A 16,410-nucleotide genomic window follows, 5' to 3' on the forward strand; every position below is an offset into this window, starting at 1 on the left:
AGGGCGGGTCGTGACCCGCCGTTTTGACTGTGGATCGACAGAGAAAAACGGCGGGTCATGACCCGCCCGACTGATGCTGCTTTTCAGTTGACCCGCGTCACCCGGTTCTGCGGTCCCGGCGGAACCGGCGAATGGGCTTCGAGGTAGTCGGACAGGGCGTCGATGTCGAGCGCGCCGCCGAGACGGCTGGTGCCGCTGGCGAAGACCGTGAAGTTGTCGCCGCCGGTGGCCATGAAGCTGTTGCAGGTGACGCGGTAGCTGGCCGCGGGATCGACGGTGACGCCGTCGATCTGGATGCTGCCGGCGACCACCTTGCTGCCGGTGGGCTGCGCGGCGTCGTAGGTGTAGGCGAAGCCGTTCGACACTTCCATGAAACGGTTCTGGCCGACCGCCGGGTTGTCGAACTGCTGCTCGAGCACCGCTTTGATCTGCGCGCCGCTCAGCGTCATCGTCACCAGCGTGTTGTAGAACGGCTGCACGTTGAAGGCCTCACCGTAGGCGATGTCGCCGGCCGGTTCGCCCACGTAGTAGGCGTTGTTGTACAGCAGGTCGGCGCGGATGCCGCCCGGGTTCATGAACGCGACCTTGGCGCTGCCGAATTCCGGCGCGGAAGTGGCGGCGAGCTGTGCGTCGGCGATCACGTCGCCCAGTGCCGATTCACCGGCCGCGTTCTGCGTGCGCGAGATATCAGAGGCGATCGAGCCGATCTTGGCGTTGGCCAGCGGCGCAGCGAGCGCGTTGTAGGTGTCGATCAGGCTCTGCTCGTTCGGGTCCTTCGCCAGCGTCGTGTAGCCGGCCGGCACCACCGTCGGCGGCGCGGTCGAGGAGCCGTCGTTGACCACCAGGATGTTGTGCGCGCTGACGGCCGTGATGTCCTTGGTCTTCGGGTCGACGGTGACGTCGAGGTCGGTGAGCATGCGGCCGTAGAAACCGCCGCTGGTGACGGTGATGTCCTTCACGCCGTCACTGGCCTTGGCCTTGCAAATGTAGGCCTGGTGGGTATGCCCGCTGATGACCAGATCGACCGCCGGATCGAGCGCATTGACGATGCCTTTGATGTCACCGCTGAAACCGGGGCAGGTCTGGTCGTCGTAGAGGCCAGTCGTCGTGCCGCCCTGATGAATCACGACGACAATCGCCTGGACGCCTTTCGACTGCAGCACCGGCACCAGCGCATTGACCGTTTCGGCCTCGTCCTTGAACGTCAGCCCCTCGACGCCGGCTGGCGTGACGATCGCCGGCGTGCCTTCCAGCACCAGGCCGATGAAGGCCACTTTCACCGTTTTGCCCTGCGGGCCGGTGAATGTCTTGACCTTGTACGCCGGGAACAGCGTCTCGCCGGTATTGTCCTTGACTACGTTGGCGGCCAGGTACTGGAAGTTCGCTCCGCTGAAGCCGCCGTTGATGATGCAGGTGTCGACGCCGACGGTGCCCTTCTTGTAGCAGCCGCCATTCTGCATCCGCTTCAATTCGCCTTTGCCCTTGTCGAACTCGTGGTTGCCGACCGACGCATAGTCGATGCCGAGCAGGTTCAGCGTCTCGATCGCGGCCTCATCGTGAAACAGCGCGGACACCAGCGGCGAGGCGCCGATCAGGTCGCCGGCACCGACGACCGCGTTCTGCGGGTTCTCGGCCTTCAGTTGTGCGAGCAGCGTGGACAGGAATGCGATGCCGCCGGTCGGCACTTTCACCGTGGCGCTGGGTGTGGTCGTGCTCGGCGCGGTGGTCGTGCCGGTCGGTGGCACGATGTTGCCGTGAAAGTCGTTCAGGGCAATGATCTTGATGTCGAACGGAACCGGCGGCGCGGCGGCCGTAGCGAGGCTGATCGAACCGGCGACGAGTAAGGCGCTGGCGCTATAACGGGCGATGGTACGGGCGAAGGTGTTTCGGCGCATTGGATTCTCCCTTGAGAGGTTGGTGATTCCCTGCAATACAAGGCGATCAAACTAGTCCGCGTCTGTTGCCGAATCGTCTCAGTCCGATGAAACCTTTTTACGTCCAGATGCTGCTCGCGCTGCTGATCTTGCTGAACGGCGGCTGCCGCTCGACGCCGGTGGAGGATCGCGCTGCACCGGCGAGCGCACCGGTGCTGTCAGTGACCGCCATCGATGCGGCGATGCAGGAGGGTGCGGATTTCGCCCGTCCCTGCGGCAATCAGATCGATCACGACGGCGCAGCGGAATTCGTCGACTGCGTGCGCGTCCGCGCGCGCCTGGTGCGCAGGCAGGACGCGCTCGACGATGCCCGCAGTCTCGGTGTCTGGTACGTGGGCTGGCTGCTCGGCGAGATCAACGGCGGCTTCGGCGTCGAGGACGCCCAGGCCGGCGCCGACGAGTTCCTGCCGCGGCTGCTGCAACTGCAGAAGCAGATCGGCGTGGAGGACGCGCGTTTCTGCGCGCTGCTGCCGACATCCTGCGAGCGGATGATCGCGCGCAAGCGCGAGGCAGCGTCCGGCATCGTCGGCGGTTGAACCGGGCGCTGCCGACCCGGTCCTTACTTCATCCTTACTTCGGAGGACTGCTTCGCAGCACGATCTGTTGCGTCGGGTCTCGCTGCAGGCGCTGCGCGTTGCGGCTGCTGGCGAACACCAGGCTGCTGCCATCCAGCGCCGGCCAAGTGTTGATGCCGCGACTCGGCAGCAGGCTTGGCGCGCTCCAGCCGCGACCTTTCAGCTGAGCTGAGGCGATGCGCCAGCGCCAGTCGGTGGATCGGTTGTCGAACCAGGCCAGCTTGAGCTTGCCATTGGCGTTGCGGCCCAGCGCCGGACGCTGTGCGAACGCCGCCGCGTCGCCGCCGATCAGCGCCGGTGCGGTGAAGCTCGCGCCGTCGTCCTGCGACAGGGCGGCGTACACCGACAGGTTCGGCCCCGCCGCGACCAGCGGCTTGCTGTCCCAGGCCACGGCCAGCGTGCCATCGCCGGCATAGGCGACGCTGGGGTGGCGATCCGCGCGGTCATGGGCGCCGAGCGGGAGCGCCGCGCTCCAACCGGCGCTGCTGCGCGTGGCCAGCAGGATCTGCCAGTCGTCCGGCGCCGTGCCGTCGCCGTAACTCGCGGCGCCGGTGAACAGAGGATCCGGGTCGTCGCGGTCGTCCTGCCAGGCGAGCGCGATCTGGCCGTCGCGGCCGGCCGCCAGCGCCGGCCACACCGAGGCCGGATAGCGCGCGCTGCGGCTGTCGAGCAGATTGGCCGCGGCCACGATCTTGCCGGCGCCCGAGACGTTGGCCGGCGCGGCATCGACCCCGAGCAGCTGCGCCCATATGTCGAAAGCCATACCAGCCTGGATCTCGGCCCAGGCGACAAGCGCGCGGCCGTCGGCGGTCGCCACCACCACGGGATGTTCGGCGCGGCCGGGAATGACGCGCAGCGGCACCTCGGCCAGCCAGCTCGCACCGCCATCCACACTCTGACGCAAGTAAATCGCCTTGCGCCGCGGCATCTGGCCGGCGCGCTCGTCTTCCCACACGACCCAGACGTTGGAACCCTGTGCGGCGATTTTCGGGAAGCGCGCGGCCGGACTGGCGCCGGACAGCACCAGCGCCGCGTCCCAGCCACCGCCGGGCCGGCGGTGCCGGTAAGTCACCTGCGTCACGCCGTCCGCGTGCGTTTCGGCGACGACATGCACGCCGCTGCTGCTCTCGGCGACGGCCGGGAATGCGGCGAAGCGGCCGGCTTGGCCGATGGCGATGACGGCGTCGTCATCGCCGCCCGAGTCCGCCGGAATGGGCACATCGGCGCGCGCCTCGACCGGGCCGGGAGACACGAAGATCGGCGAGGTGATGGCGCGGCGCTGGTCGCCCAGCTTGAGCATCCCGCTGCGCAGCAGCGCCTGCAGGTCCAGCGACTTGAGCAGGTTGGTGTCGATGGCGGCCGGTTCGCCCAGGCCGCGGATTTCGGCGCGGTACCAGGTGGCGTCGAAAGGCGCGGTCACATCGACGTCAAAAGTCTGCTCGGCCGCCTTGAGAGTCCAGCTCTGCAGCGGGCCGGCGCTGCGGCCGGGCGCCTGATACAGCGACAGCGTGCTGCCCAGCGCAAGCAGGCCGTTGCTCACGCGGATGCGCAGGCGTCCCGGCGTGCCGGGCGCTGCGAACACCTCGTCGCCCTGCAATGCCTCGTAGACGCCGTCGTTCTGGAAGTCCGCTTCCAGCGTGATGAAGGGATCGCTCGTGCGCAGCTGCAGCAGGCTGCGGCCGGCGGCCATCGCCTGCAAAATGGCGCGCTCCGAGTAACGGGCGGCGAACAGCTGCGTGCGCGGCGTGCCCGGCGAAGTCAGACCCCATAGCTCGCGGAAGTGATCGTCGCTGCCGCCGCTGATGCCGAAGCGGAAGCCGCGGTTCCAGCGGTTCTCCGCGTAGTCGATCTCGGCCTCGATGTCGCTGCCGCGGTTCCAGGCTTCCATCGAATCCAGGCCGACCAGATTGGCGCGGTTGTTCGGCGCACCGCTGGCGTCGAGTTCGCCATCGTCCGGATGCGCCACCGCGAATACCGCGCCCTGCGCATGCGCGCTCCATAGTGACTGTTGCAGCGAGCGGAACTCGGGCGAGCCGGCCGGCGCGTTGCCCTGGTCGATCATGTCCACCGCGCCGTGCACGGTGACATGCGGCGAGCCATTGGCCTCCTCGCCCGGAATCAGCAGCAGCTTGCGCGACTCCCACAGCGGATCGTAATGCTGGTCGTAGGTGCGGTGATCGGTCAGTGGCATCCAGTGCAGGCCGTTGCGCTCGGCCTCGCCGATCTGGGCGGCGACCGAGACGTTGCCGATCGCACGATCGTTCAGCGTCTGGCGCAGCAGAGAGCCGTCGGAGGAATGATCGGTGTGCACATGCATGTCGCCGCCCAGCCAGGTGCCGCTCGTGGTGCCGCCTTCGATCCATATCGGCGCCAGGTAGGCCGCCGATACGCCGTCGGGGTCATCCACGCGCACGAAGTACCAGTGGCGTCCCGGCTTGACCGCCACCTTGAAGCTGCCGTTCGCGTTCGCCAGCCGCGCCAGCTCTTCGCCGCCGTCCGTATACAGACGCAGCGATCCCTGGAACGGCTGCCCGTCGCGCTCGGCGACGCTGACCCTGATCGGCAGTTTGCGGCCGACCTGGCAATGCAGTTCGGCGCCCATCGGATGGCCCGCCGCGTCCAGCGTTGCGCGCAGGTGCCTGCCGGGCGACAGCGCGTAGCTGCGCCGCGCCAGCCAGGCCTCGCGGAAGCCGGCTTCGGTGAGGGCCGTGGCCAGCGTCACGGTCTTCGGCCGCTCCTCCGAGGCGTAGTGCCCGAAGTGCTCATCCTCCGAGCCCAGGAAGGACAGGCGCCAGCCCTGGTCCAGCGCGCGGGCGATGTAGGGCAGGTAGCGGTCGCCGCGATTGCTGTCGTTGTAAGCCTCGATGCCGAATACGCGCTCGACCGCGCCCGGTATCAGCTTGTAATCGTTCCAGTCGCATTCGCCCGCCAGCAGTCCAACCGGGACGCTCGCTGTCAGGCACTTGTCGTGCGGGTGATTGAAGGTGGCCAGGCCATCGCCGCCGCCGCCGAAGGGCACCGGCGAAGATGCGCTGCCAGCGAGGCCGATTTGCCCGGGCGCGCGGGTGAACCAGTCCCAGAACGTGCTCATGGTCAGCGCGTAGCCGAGATCGGTCTTGGCGTTGGTGAAGTTCTGCGAGAAGTAGACGTTGATGTGCCCGAACACGTCCGAGGTCCACTCGAAACCGCGGATGCCGAGGAAGCGAGAGGAGCTGCGCGCCTGCGCCTGTTCCAGCGTCGATCGCCACTTGAACAGCTTGTCCGGCGTCGGATTGAGGAAACAGTATTCGAGCTGCGTCGGATCGAAGTGGCCGCTGGTGGGATCGCAGCTCGCGTGCAGGGTGACGAAGTTGAGGTCGTCGAGGCTGTCGGAATGCTCGGAGCCGGCCACGAAGTCGTAGCCCTGCTCCGCGCCGATGCGGTAGTAGTCGTCCGGCTTGTAGTGCGGATCGCCGTCCGAATAGGCGGAGTGCTCGTGCGTGAGCCCTTCGTACTGCTGCAGCGAACTCAGCGCCGGGCCGGTGTAGGCATCGCAGGCCGGCGTGGAGTCGGCCGCCTGCGCTGCGCCCAGCAGCGCGCTCCAGAGCAAGCCGCAGCCGGCTGCCCGCAGTTTCCATCGGCTCATGACTGCTCCCCGTTCGCGCTGGCGCGATGCCGACGCGAGATTCAGGTTTGCAAGCTAACGGAGTTGCGTGACCGGGCTCTTACAGGCGTCGATTTGGAGCTTCGGCGGGTTTGAATGAGTAATGGCCGAGCTGCCGAAACCCCTAGCCTTCGCCCGGCGAGTCCAGCGGATCGACATAGGCTTCCACCGGGGCCGGATGGTGACCGACCAGGCTCTCGTACAGCGGCCGCATGCGGTTGACCAGCAGGCAGAACAGGTCAGCGGTGCGCTCGGCGTCATAGATCGCCGAATGCGCTTCGCGCGTGTCGTAGGGCAGGCCGGCGGCGACCAGGGCCTTGGCCAGCACGGTCTGGCCCAGCATCGCGCCGGCGATCGACACCGTGTCGAAGGCCGAGAACGGATGGAAAGGGCTGCGCTTGACGCCGGTGCGCGCAATCGCCGCGTTCAGAAAGCCCAGATCGAAATGCGCGTTGTGGCCAACCAAGATCGCGCGGGTGCAGCCCTGCTCGGACACCGCCTGGCGGATCGGCTTGAACAGGTAGCCGAGCGCGTCGGCCTCCTTCTTCGCCAGCCGCAGCGGGTTGTCGACCTTGATGCCGTTGACCTCCATCGAGGCCTTTTCCATGTTGGCGCCGGGGAAGGGCTCGATATGAGAGAACACGGTCTGACGCGGCACCAGGTTGCCGTTCTCGTCGACGCCCAGGATCACCGCGGCGATTTCCAGCAGCGCGTCGGTCTGGTTGTTGAAACCGCCGGTTTCGACATCGACGACCACTGGCAGAAAGCCGCGGAAGCGATGGCCGACGCGCGGCGCGGGGGACAGCTCAGGCATGGAGGGGCTAGCGGAGGGAGTGGTCGGGATGATACCCGTCCCGGTCCCCGGCGGCCGACTCCGCACAACTCTTGCTGGTAAATCAATGAATTGTTAGCAATGGGGCGGGTGGCATGACGGGGTTGCGCGCGATCGGACAGGCGGAGACGACGACGGCGCCCGCGCACGGGGCTGTGGTGCACTTGCCCCTCGTTCGCGAGCTTGAAATCGGCGCGCGCCGGCTGGCGGCTCAGCAGCGCACCGCCGAAGCCGTGAGCCTGGCCCTGGAACAGGGCCTGGACGATCTCGCCGCCGAACTGCTGGCCAGCGGCTCGGCCGACCTGGTGCGCACCGCCGGCGATCACGAGGTCTTCTTCCAGGTCGTGGAGCGGCTCGGTGCCGAGCGCCTGCGCCGCTGGCCGCAGCTGGACGCGGCCGCGATCTGGGTGCTGACGATGAACAATCGGCTGCGCCTGGCGAGCGTGCGGCTCGACGAGCTCGAAGCGCGCATCCCGGAGCTGAGTGCGGCCGGCCGCAGCTTCGTGGTCGAGTTGCAGCGCACGCCGTTCGACCGCATCGACCCGGCCACGGCGATGCCCTGCTGGGTCGGCCTGATGCGCAGCCTGATCGCGGCTTTCGCCGGCGAAGCCGACAACGCGCTGCGGCTGGCCGCGCAATGGCGCGGCGCTTTCCCGCGCGCGCCCGAATACGAACTCGCGACGCTGTGCTGCGCGTCGATGCTCGGCTACCAGCTGAGTGGCCGCTGGGCCGAGGCCGAGCGCGACGGGCGCAGGGCCTTGGGCATCTTCCGTGACGAGCGCATCGAATACGGTCTGGCCTGGTCGGCGACCGGCGTCGGTTTCACGCTGTTCAAGCAGGGCCGCATCGCCGAGGCGCAGCTGCTGCTGGAGGACGCGATGCGGCGTGTCGCCAGCGGTGTCGGCCGTCCGACGCATGCCGATGTGCCGCTGCGCCTGGCCGAGTGCTTCGTGCTGTTCGAGCGCGGCGAGTTTGCGGCGCTGCTGTCGCGTGCCGGCACGCCGCTGCACGAATATCCGAGCCCGATGCTGGCGCTGGGCCGGGTGCGCGTCGCGGTGTGGACGCTGCTGGCGCTGGGCCGGCCCGCCGATGCGCTGGCGATGCTGGAAACCGCGCATTTTGAAGGCAGCACCGACGCCCGCCAGTGGTGGGACCGCGAATTCGCGATCGAGCGGGCGCGTACCGCGCTGGTCGCCGGCGAGACCGATCGCCGCTGGTACGCCGGCCCCGCGTCCGAGCGCGAGCTGCTCGACCTGCTGGCGGCGAGCCGCCGCAATCCCTCCCCGGCCTTGCTGCGCACGCTGCGCCCCTGGCTGAGCCGGGCCGAAGAAGACCGCGACGCCTGCCGCTTCGCGCTGCTGTTGTTCGTCAAGGCGCGCATCGAGCACGACATCGGCCAGGGCCTGCAGGCACGGCGCAGCCTGGGCCGGCTGCTGACCGATGCGCTGACCCGTCAGCGCATCGGCACGCTGGCCTCGCTGGCGCCGGGCCTGCAGCCGCTGTTCAACGAGGTGCTGGCGGGTCTGCTGCGCGACGGCGCCAACCCCGACCCGAACCTGACGCGGCTGGCGGCGCTGCTCGGCCAGCCTGTCGGCGCCGGGCCGCTGCCGGCGGCGCCCTTCGCACTGTCCAAGCGCGAGCGCCAGGTTGCCGCAGCCTTGCTCGAAGGCCTGTCCAATCGCGACATCGCCGCGCGTCTGCATCTGACCGAGCAGACGGTGAAATGGCATCTGTGGAATCTGTTCCAGAAGCTCGGGGTGCGTAATCGCACCGGCGCCGCGCGCCTGCTGAGCCAGCATGGATTTGAATAGCCTGGGACTGGCCTTGGTCGAAACCGGAAAAGCCAAACTTTGGTTCGGGGCCGCGACACGGCCGGCTCGCCTAAGGTCTGGGTGACGGTCGAATCAGCAGGGGAGCAGGGCGGGGATGTGTAAGCAATTACTGCGCTGGATCGGGATCGGCGCACTGGCCTTCAGCGGCGCGGCCGATGCGCTCGACTTCGAATACGGCGGCATCCAAGGCACGCTCAACAGCCGTGTGTCGGTCGGCGCGGCGGTGCGCACCGAGAACCCCGACTCCAGCCTGATCGCCAAGCAGAACCTCAATCCGAATCTCTGCGGGCCGAGCAACTGCCAGTCTTTCACCGGCGATCCGTCCGAAAACCAGAAGCTGGTCGATGCGCCCGGTGCGTTCTTCGGCACCAGCAAGGACGACGGCGATCTGAACTACGACCAGTGGGACCTGGTCTCCGCGGTCTCCAAGCTCAGCACCGATCTGTCCGGCAGCTGGCACGACTGGCTGCGGTTCGAACTTGGTGCCTACGTCTACTTCGATCCGGTCAACCACGATTTCGACGAGCATCATCCCGACACCACGTTCCAGCCGGCGACGACGCCGCGCTCCGGCAGCGTGAGCAACGAACTGGGCCTGGACGCGGCGCTGAAGCGCGCGCTGGTCGCTGCCGATTTCAGCCTGTTCGATCACGATCTGTCGGCCAGCGTCGGCTACCAGCGCATCCGCTGGGGCGAATCCAGCTTCGTTGTTTTCAACAGCCTGGACCAGATCAATCCGCCGAGCGCGGTGCTGTATCACCAGCCGGGCACGCCGCTCAGCGACATCTTCCTGCCGACGCCGGTGGCGGCGCTCAACATGCAGGTTGCCGACGGGGTTTCGTTGCAGCTGATCTATGAACTCGGTTGGCGGCCCGCGGTGCCCGATCCGGGTGGTGCTTTCGGCGTGGCCTACAACGTCTCCTACGATGTGATCGAGAGCGACCATGTGGAGCTCGCCGAAGGCCAGGCCCACGAGGACCCTGATGGCCTGGCGCGCCTGGGTTATCCGGCCGGCGAGATCTCGGATACCTCGTTCACCGCGCGCCTGCTCGACAAGTCCGAAGGCTACCCGGGCAGCAGCGGCCAGTTCGGCGCCAAGCTCACCTGGTATGCGCAGGACATCAACGACGGCACCGAATTCAGCTTCTATGCGCTGAACTATCACAGCCAGCTGCCGTACTTCAGCGCCAACGCCGCGCAGGACTCCTGTCTGCGCGACTCCCAGAGCTTCATTCAGGGGTTCATCGACTGCAACGGCTTCATCGGCCTGAACCCTTCGACCGGGCTGGAGCCGCTGCCGATCGACACCGTGGTCGGCCGCTGGGAGTATCCGAAGGACATCCAGATGTTCGGCATGAGCTTCAACACCTCGGTCGGCAAATGGTCGCTGGCCGGCGAGTATTCGCTGCGGCCGAACATGCCTTTGCAGGTCGATATCGTCGATGTGGTGTACGCCGCCTGGCAGCCGGCGTTCCCGCGTCAGGATCTGACGCTGGGGCTGGACCCGGCGACGCTGGCGCAGACCGCGTCGTCGCTGGGCGGCATCGCCGCCGGTATCGTCACCACCGACCCGCAGGCTCTGGCCGGCGAGGTCAGCGCCTTGCTGCAGTCGCTGCCGATCATCGTCGGCACCGGCGCGAGCGGCGCGGTGACGGTGCCGAGTGGGCGTCGTGCAGCGCCGGATTACCTGTCGGCGTATCGCGGCATCGACGACATTCAGGGCGGGCAGCTGATCCACGGCTACCAGCGTTTCGCGGTCGACCAGATCGATTTCACCGCGATCCGCGCGATCGGCGGCAGCGAAAACCCATTCGGCGCCGACCAGATCCTGGTGCTCACGGAACTCGGTGCTACCCACATCTGGAACCTGCCGTCGCGCAGCGAGCTGCAGATCGAAGGCGGCGATGCCAATGACACCCATGCCAGCCCCGGCGCCGACGGCACCGGCAGCGGCGGCGTGGCCGACGCCAGCCGCCTGACGCCGACCCAGCAGACCAGCGGTTTCGCGACGGCCTGGGCCTGGGGTTACCGGCTGCTGGTGCAGGCCGAGTACGACAACCTGGTCTGGGGTCTCAACATCAAGCCCTCGCTGATGTGGGGCCAGGATGTCTCCGGTATCGCGCCGCAGCCGATCCAGAATTTCGTCGCCGGCACCAAGCAGTACGCGGTCGGCAGCGTCGTCGAGTTTGGCCCGCAGTGGAGCGCGCAGTTGCAGTACCAGGGCTGGTTCGGTGGCGGCACGGTCAACAACGCCAAGGATCGCGACTCGATCGCGCTCAGCGTCGCCTACAACTTCTGAACGACCGAACCATGAACTTCGTACGAACCGTAGGGCGGGTCGCGACCCGCCGTTGTGAATCGATGAAAAAGCGGCGGGTCGCGACCCGCCCTACGCTGCTCGTCTGCCTGGTCGCTGCTGCCGCGGTATTCCCCGCCTTGGCGATGGCCAGGGTTTCCACACAGGAGGCCGCTCATCTGGGCAAAGACCTGACGCCGCTGGGCGCGACCGCCGCCGGCAATGCGCAGGGCAGCATCCCGGCCTTCCTGGGCGCCAAGGCTTTCGACGAGGCGATCAAGACGCAGACACCGCAGACGCTTGAGGCGATGCGCGCCGCGCTCGACGATTTGCGCAAGAGCAAGCCGCAGGATTTCGATGCCCTCACACAGGACTTCGATACGCTGACGCCGCAGAACTATCCGCAAATGCGCCAGCATCTGGACGCGATGCTGGCCAAGATGCCGGCCGCGCCGCAGGCGGTCGCGCGCAGCCTGTACCAGCAGCTGACGCCCGGGGTGCCGCAGCTGGTCATCACGCATGACAACTACGCGCAGTACACCGAGCAGCTCACCGCCGGCCACCAGGCGCTGTTCGCCAAGTACGCCGACTACAAAATGCTGGTCTATCCGAGCCTGCGCAACGGCTTCTACCCGAAGGCGATCGACGACGCGACGACCAGGAACGCGCTGACGGCCGAGCTGGTCGGCACCGACGAGGTCAAGGGCGCCGTGCTCGGCTTTCCGTTCCCGATCCCGAAAAGTGGCGCTGAGGTGATCTGGAATCACAAGGTGCGTTTCCGCAGCTCGGCAGTGCGCCGCTACAACAACCAGGCGATCGTCAAGCCCGATGGCAGCTACCAGTTGAGCAAGCTGATCGAGGACGTCAAGTTCAAGTACGGCAACCTTGAGGAGAACAACGCCGGCACGCCGATCATTTTCTACTACCTGTCGAAAGTGCTGTCGCCGCCGCGGCTTGCCGGGCAGATGCTGCTGGTGCACGAGAGCATGGGCATCGACGGCCGCACGCGCGATGCCTGGCTGTACAACCCGGGCCTGGGCCGCGTCAACCGCGCGCCCGAAGTCGGCTACGACAACCCGGCGCTGGGCAGCGACGGCGAGCAGTTCAACGACCAGATCGACGTGTTCAACGGCGCGCTCGACCGCTACGACTGGAAGCTGCTCGGCAAGCGCGAGCTGTACATCCCCTACAACTCGCTGCAGATGCTGTCGCCGATGGTGCGCTACAAGGACCTGATTCGGCCCGGCCATCTGAACCAGAACCTCGCGCGCTACGAGCTGCACCGCGTCTGGGTGGTCGAGGCGACGCTGCGCGCCGGCCTGCGCCACCAGTTCAAGAAGCGCCGGTTTTATCTGGACGAGGACGGCTGGGCGATTGCCGTGGTCGATTGTTACGACAACCAGGACCGCATGTGGAAAGTGCAGGAAGCGCATCTGGCCTCGTTGCCGTTCGTGCCGCTGGTCACCGGCGTGCCCGAGGCGATCTACGATCTGCAGAGCGGCCGCTACTTTCTGACCACGCTGGTCAACGAGGACCGCTACCAGGATTTCAAGATCCACTACAAGGACGACGATTTTTCACCGGCGGCGATGAACCAGAAAGCACGGCATTGAACGCTCAAAACATTCTGCTCCCCGTCATGGTACTGATCGGATGGACGGCTCTGGTGCTACTGCTGGTTCCTTACCGTCGATTCAAGGCCGGTTTTGGCGGAAGAGTCACGCTCGACGATTTCAGGTTCGGGGAATCCGCGACGGTGCCTGGCGACGTCAGCATCCCGAATCGGAACTTCATGAACCTGCTGGAAGTTCCGGTGCTGTTCTACGTGGTCTGTCTGACGCTCTTCGTGACGCAGCACGGCAGCTCATCGGCATTGATGCTGGAGTGGTCCTACGTTGGTTTTCGTGTGCTGCACAGCCTGATCCACCTGACGTACAACCGGGTGACCCATCGCCTGGCCGTGTTCGTGGCGAGCGACATCGTCCTGCTCGTACTCTGGGCTCAAGTGCTATGGAAGTTGTCCCGGTGAACCGGCATCGCGTTACCCCCGTAGGTCGGCAATCCTTTGCCGACGTGCTCAGTGCCGGCCGATGCGCGCGTGCCGAACACGTCGGCAAAGGATTGCCGACCTACGAGTCCAGGTGAAGGAGCCTGTCATCATGAAACCCGAGGCTGCTACCGACATCCCGGTGCGCCAGCTGCTGGTGGATCTGAGCGCCGGCTTTCCGCGCCACTGGCATGGCTCGGATCCCTATCCCAGCCATTTCATGAACAGCTTCTCGATGCTGCTGCCGCTGGGCGAGCAGTACGTGATCGAGATCGCGCGCCGCTGCCAGCCGGCGCTGCAGGCGGCCGGGCATGTCGCGCTGTCGCAGGACGTGCTCGGCTTCATCGGCCAGGAGTCGGCGCATCGCCGCGTGCACGCTTCATATAACCGCGTGCTGGCCGAACAGGGCTATTCCGGCACGGTCGAGCAACTGCTGGAAGCGCAGCTGAATCTGTTTCGGCGGCGCGGCCTGACGACCCAGCTCGCGGTCGGCGCCGCGATCGAGCACTGGACCACGAGCATGGGCGACTACCAGCTGCGCAACACCGCCTGGGCCGCGCGCATGGCCGAGCCGCTGCGCACGATCTGGGACTGGCACGCGGCCGAGGAATCCGAGCACAAGAGCGTGCTGTTCGACCTGTATCGATTCAGCGGCGGCGGCTGGCTGCGGCGCTGCGCGGTGTTCGCTGGCATCAGCCTGGTGCTGCTGTTCGACCTCGCGTTCCAGCAGACCAGCATGCTGCGCCGCGACCGCGTGCTGCTGCGGCTGTCGACATCGCTGAGCGCGCTGCGCTACTGGTGGGGACGCGGCGGCATGGGCTGGCATCTGCTGCCGCGGCTGCTGGCCTATTTCCGCCCGGGCTTCCATCCGCTGCGGCAGGACAACCGAGATCTGATTGAAATTTGGCGGCGGGACCATGCTGCGTGCTATCGCGTGCTGCGTTCCCCGCCGGCAGCCGCTGCCGAAACTGTGGAGCCGACATGAGCGAAATGCCGTTGCGAGCGCGGACGCTGAAGGTCCGCGGTATCGATTCCGCGCTGATCGAGGCCGGGCCGGAGCAGAATGAGGAGGCGATCGTCTTCATCCATGGCAATCCGGGCTCATCGCAGGACTGGGCGGCGCTGGTCGCCGAGGCAGGCGAATTCGCCCGCGCCGTGGCCTTCGACATGCCGGGCTTCGGCCATGCCGACAAGCCCGAGGATTTCCGCTACACCATCGACGGCTATGCCGATCATCTGGGCGCCATGCTCGACGAACTCGGCATCCGCCGCGCCCACCTGGTGCTGCACGACCTGGGCGGTCCCTGGGGCATGGCCTGGACGGCGGCCCACCCGGGGGCGCTTGCGAGCATCGCGCTGATCAATACCGGCGTGCTGCCGGGCTACCGCTGGCACTACCTGGCGCAGATCTGGCGCGCGCCGCTGCTGGGCGAGCTGTTCCAGGCCGTGGCCACGCGCGGCGCCTTTCACCTGCTGCTGAAGCACGGCAATCCGCGCGGCCTGCCGCGCGAGTTCGTCGACCGCATGTTCGATGACTACGATGCCGGCACCCGCCGCGCGGTGCTGCGGCTCTACCGCGCCAGCGGCGACGTCGGCGAGCGCTCCGAGGCCGGCATCAAGGCGCTGAGGCCGTTGAACATCCCGGCCCTGGTGATCTGGGGCCGGCACGATCCGTACTTGAGCGTGCGATACGCCGAGAGCCAACGCCTGGCGTTTGCGGACGCCGAGATCCATGTGCTCGAGGACAGCGGCCACTGGCCGATGGCGGACAATCCCGAAGCGGTGCGGCAGCTGCTGCTGCCGTTCTTGCGCAGGCGTTGCGGCGCGGCATGAGACTCAAGCTTCGTCGACGTCGGGCTGATCGCCGCCGCTATGCAGGACCGGCTCGCGCGCTATATCGACACTGTGATTCGTCATAACTTAACCGGAAGGTGGTGAACGTGAATATTGATTCCTTGTTCAAGCGCATTCGGGGTGCTGCCCCGATTTCTGTCTCTACTCTGTTGCTGTTGGCGGTCCTCGGCGCGTCGTTGAGGGTAAGCGCCGCGCCCATCGATCAGTCGTTGATGCCTCCGGTTGTAGAAAGGACTATCAGCATCAATGATCCCCAACTCGGGCCGATGGTGTTCGACGCGCTCGCGGCCGGCGATCCGTCTGCGGCCGAGCAGGGCAAGCTCATTCTGTTGCTGCATGGCTTTCCGGCATGCGACGAGGAGTTCCGCGAGATATTGCCGGCACTCGCTGCTGCCGGGTACTACGCGGTAGCGCCGTCGCAGCGGGGCTATTCAGCGGGCGCACGTCCAACCAACGACAGCGACTACACGCTCGACCACATGGTCGGCGATACACTCTCGATGGCTACGGCGCTCGGCGCGGATCGCTTTCATCTCGTCGGCCACGACTGGGGCGGTGGCGTCGCCTGGTATGTCGCTGCGGTGGCTCCGTCACGTCTGAGTACACTAACGGTGCTCTCCACCCCGCACCTGGACGCCTTTGCGGCAGCGGGCGCCAATCCACTAAGCGCGCAGAAGGAGATGTCCAGTTACGCGAAGGTGTTCGCGCTACCCGGGATAGCCAATATCCTGCTCAGCGGAGGACCAAAATTCTTTGCGTTGGGGCTCGTGGCCTTCGGCCTACCCCTGGAAAGAGCCGAGATCTATGCCAATGCCCTCAAGGACCCGGTCGCATTGAACGCTGCGTTAGCATGGTACAGGGCTAATCCACTCCCGCCCCCGACGAATCAGCCCATCGGTCCAGTCATCGTTCCGACGCTGTATGCCTGGGGCAATTTGGATTTTGCGTTCGGTGCGAATGCCGCCTACCACACCAGGCAATACGTGGACGCGCCCTATCAATTCGTGGTTCTGCGCGGCGTGAACCACTGGGTTGCCGATTATGAGCCGGAACGAGTCATACAGCTCGTCACGACGCAGGTGCAGGGCGACTCCCCATGACACGATAGCGCCCACTGGTAAAGGCGTTGGCACTACCTAACTTGGAGGGAGGCTCTCGAGAGTGCGGGAAGAAACTGAGAAACAGAAGAAACTGAGAAACAGGAGAGAAACAGCAAAGAGAAACAGGGAGAAACAGGGGTCAGACTGAGGAGAGAAACAGGGGTCAGACTCTGAGGTTTCCCCTCATTTTCCCCGCAGAAATCCCTTTTCACTCAACTGATTGAAGCGTAGTCTGACGGCAAAAAGATGCACGCGAGAGCGTGCATGGCACGGCTTGTATCTCTGATGACGGGCGAC

The 16,410-nt window shown here is 66.3% G+C and carries 11 protein-coding genes; 8 read left to right on the top strand and 3 right to left on the bottom strand.

Annotated features, from left to right (window positions below; genetic code table 11):
• Positions 1-83: 83 nt before the first annotated feature.
• Positions 84-1,895 carry a bifunctional metallophosphatase/5'-nucleotidase gene (locus JWQ90_RS24970; protein WP_299697780.1) on the bottom strand — a complete coding sequence of 604 codons (1,812 nt, stop codon included), beginning with the start codon at positions 1,893-1,895 and terminating at the stop codon, positions 84-86.
• Positions 1,896-1,981: 86 nt separating this feature from the next.
• On the opposite strand from JWQ90_RS24970, the gene JWQ90_RS24975 reads away from it, so the two are divergent.
• A complete protein-coding gene (locus tag JWQ90_RS24975; protein ID WP_299697781.1) occupies positions 1,982-2,470 on the top strand; it encodes a hypothetical protein in 489 nt (162 codons plus the stop codon).
• Between the two features lie 34 nt (positions 2,471-2,504).
• On the opposite strand, the gene JWQ90_RS24980 is transcribed toward JWQ90_RS24975, so the two are convergent.
• The gene (locus tag JWQ90_RS24980; RefSeq protein ID WP_299697782.1) at positions 2,505-6,134 is read right to left on the bottom strand and encodes a CehA/McbA family metallohydrolase; all 3,630 of its coding nucleotides are present in this window, start codon (positions 6,132-6,134) and stop codon (positions 2,505-2,507) included.
• Between the two features lie 142 nt (positions 6,135-6,276).
• Positions 6,277-6,966 carry a ribonuclease T gene (gene rnt, locus JWQ90_RS24985; RefSeq protein ID WP_299697783.1) on the bottom strand — a complete coding sequence of 230 codons (690 nt, stop codon included), beginning with the start codon at positions 6,964-6,966 and terminating at the stop codon, positions 6,277-6,279.
• 176 nt (positions 6,967-7,142) lie between these two features.
• On the opposite strand from rnt, the gene JWQ90_RS24990 reads away from it, so the two are divergent.
• The 7 genes from JWQ90_RS24990 (at position 7,143) to JWQ90_RS25020 (ending at position 16,113) form a co-directional block, all read left to right on the top strand.
• On the top strand, positions 7,143-8,795 hold the full coding sequence (locus JWQ90_RS24990; RefSeq protein WP_299697784.1) for a LuxR C-terminal-related transcriptional regulator: 1,653 nt from the start codon (positions 7,143-7,145) through the stop codon (positions 8,793-8,795).
• 115 nt (positions 8,796-8,910) lie between these two features.
• A complete protein-coding gene (locus tag JWQ90_RS24995; RefSeq protein WP_299697785.1) occupies positions 8,911-11,115 on the top strand; it encodes a DUF1302 family protein in 2,205 nt (734 codons plus the stop codon).
• A gap of 143 nt (positions 11,116-11,258) precedes the next feature.
• The gene (locus tag JWQ90_RS25000) at positions 11,259-12,725 is read left to right on the top strand and encodes a DUF1329 domain-containing protein (RefSeq protein WP_366919592.1); all 1,467 of its coding nucleotides are present in this window, start codon (positions 11,259-11,261) and stop codon (positions 12,723-12,725) included.
• Entirely contained in the window at positions 12,722-13,141 is a 420-nt protein-coding gene (locus JWQ90_RS25005; RefSeq protein ID WP_299697787.1) for an MAPEG family protein, read from the top strand. Before JWQ90_RS25000 ends, JWQ90_RS25005 begins: the two co-directional genes overlap by 4 nt.
• Positions 13,142-13,271: 130 nt before the next feature.
• Positions 13,272-14,144: a metal-dependent hydrolase gene (locus JWQ90_RS25010; RefSeq protein WP_299697788.1), complete on the top strand. Its 873-nt coding sequence runs from the start codon at positions 13,272-13,274 to the stop codon at positions 14,142-14,144.
• On the top strand, positions 14,141-14,992 hold the full coding sequence (locus JWQ90_RS25015; protein ID WP_299697789.1) for an alpha/beta hydrolase: 852 nt from the start codon (positions 14,141-14,143) through the stop codon (positions 14,990-14,992). Before JWQ90_RS25010 ends, JWQ90_RS25015 begins: the two co-directional genes overlap by 4 nt.
• Positions 14,993-15,099: 107 nt before the next feature.
• Positions 15,100-16,113 (top strand): alpha/beta hydrolase, encoded by a 1,014-nt coding sequence (locus tag JWQ90_RS25020; protein WP_299697790.1) that lies wholly within the window; start codon positions 15,100-15,102, stop codon positions 16,111-16,113.
• Positions 16,114-16,410 lie beyond the last annotated feature (297 nt).

The organism is Hydrocarboniphaga sp. (assembly GCF_028291725.1).
Classification (GTDB): Bacteria; Pseudomonadota; Gammaproteobacteria; order Nevskiales; family Nevskiaceae; genus Hydrocarboniphaga.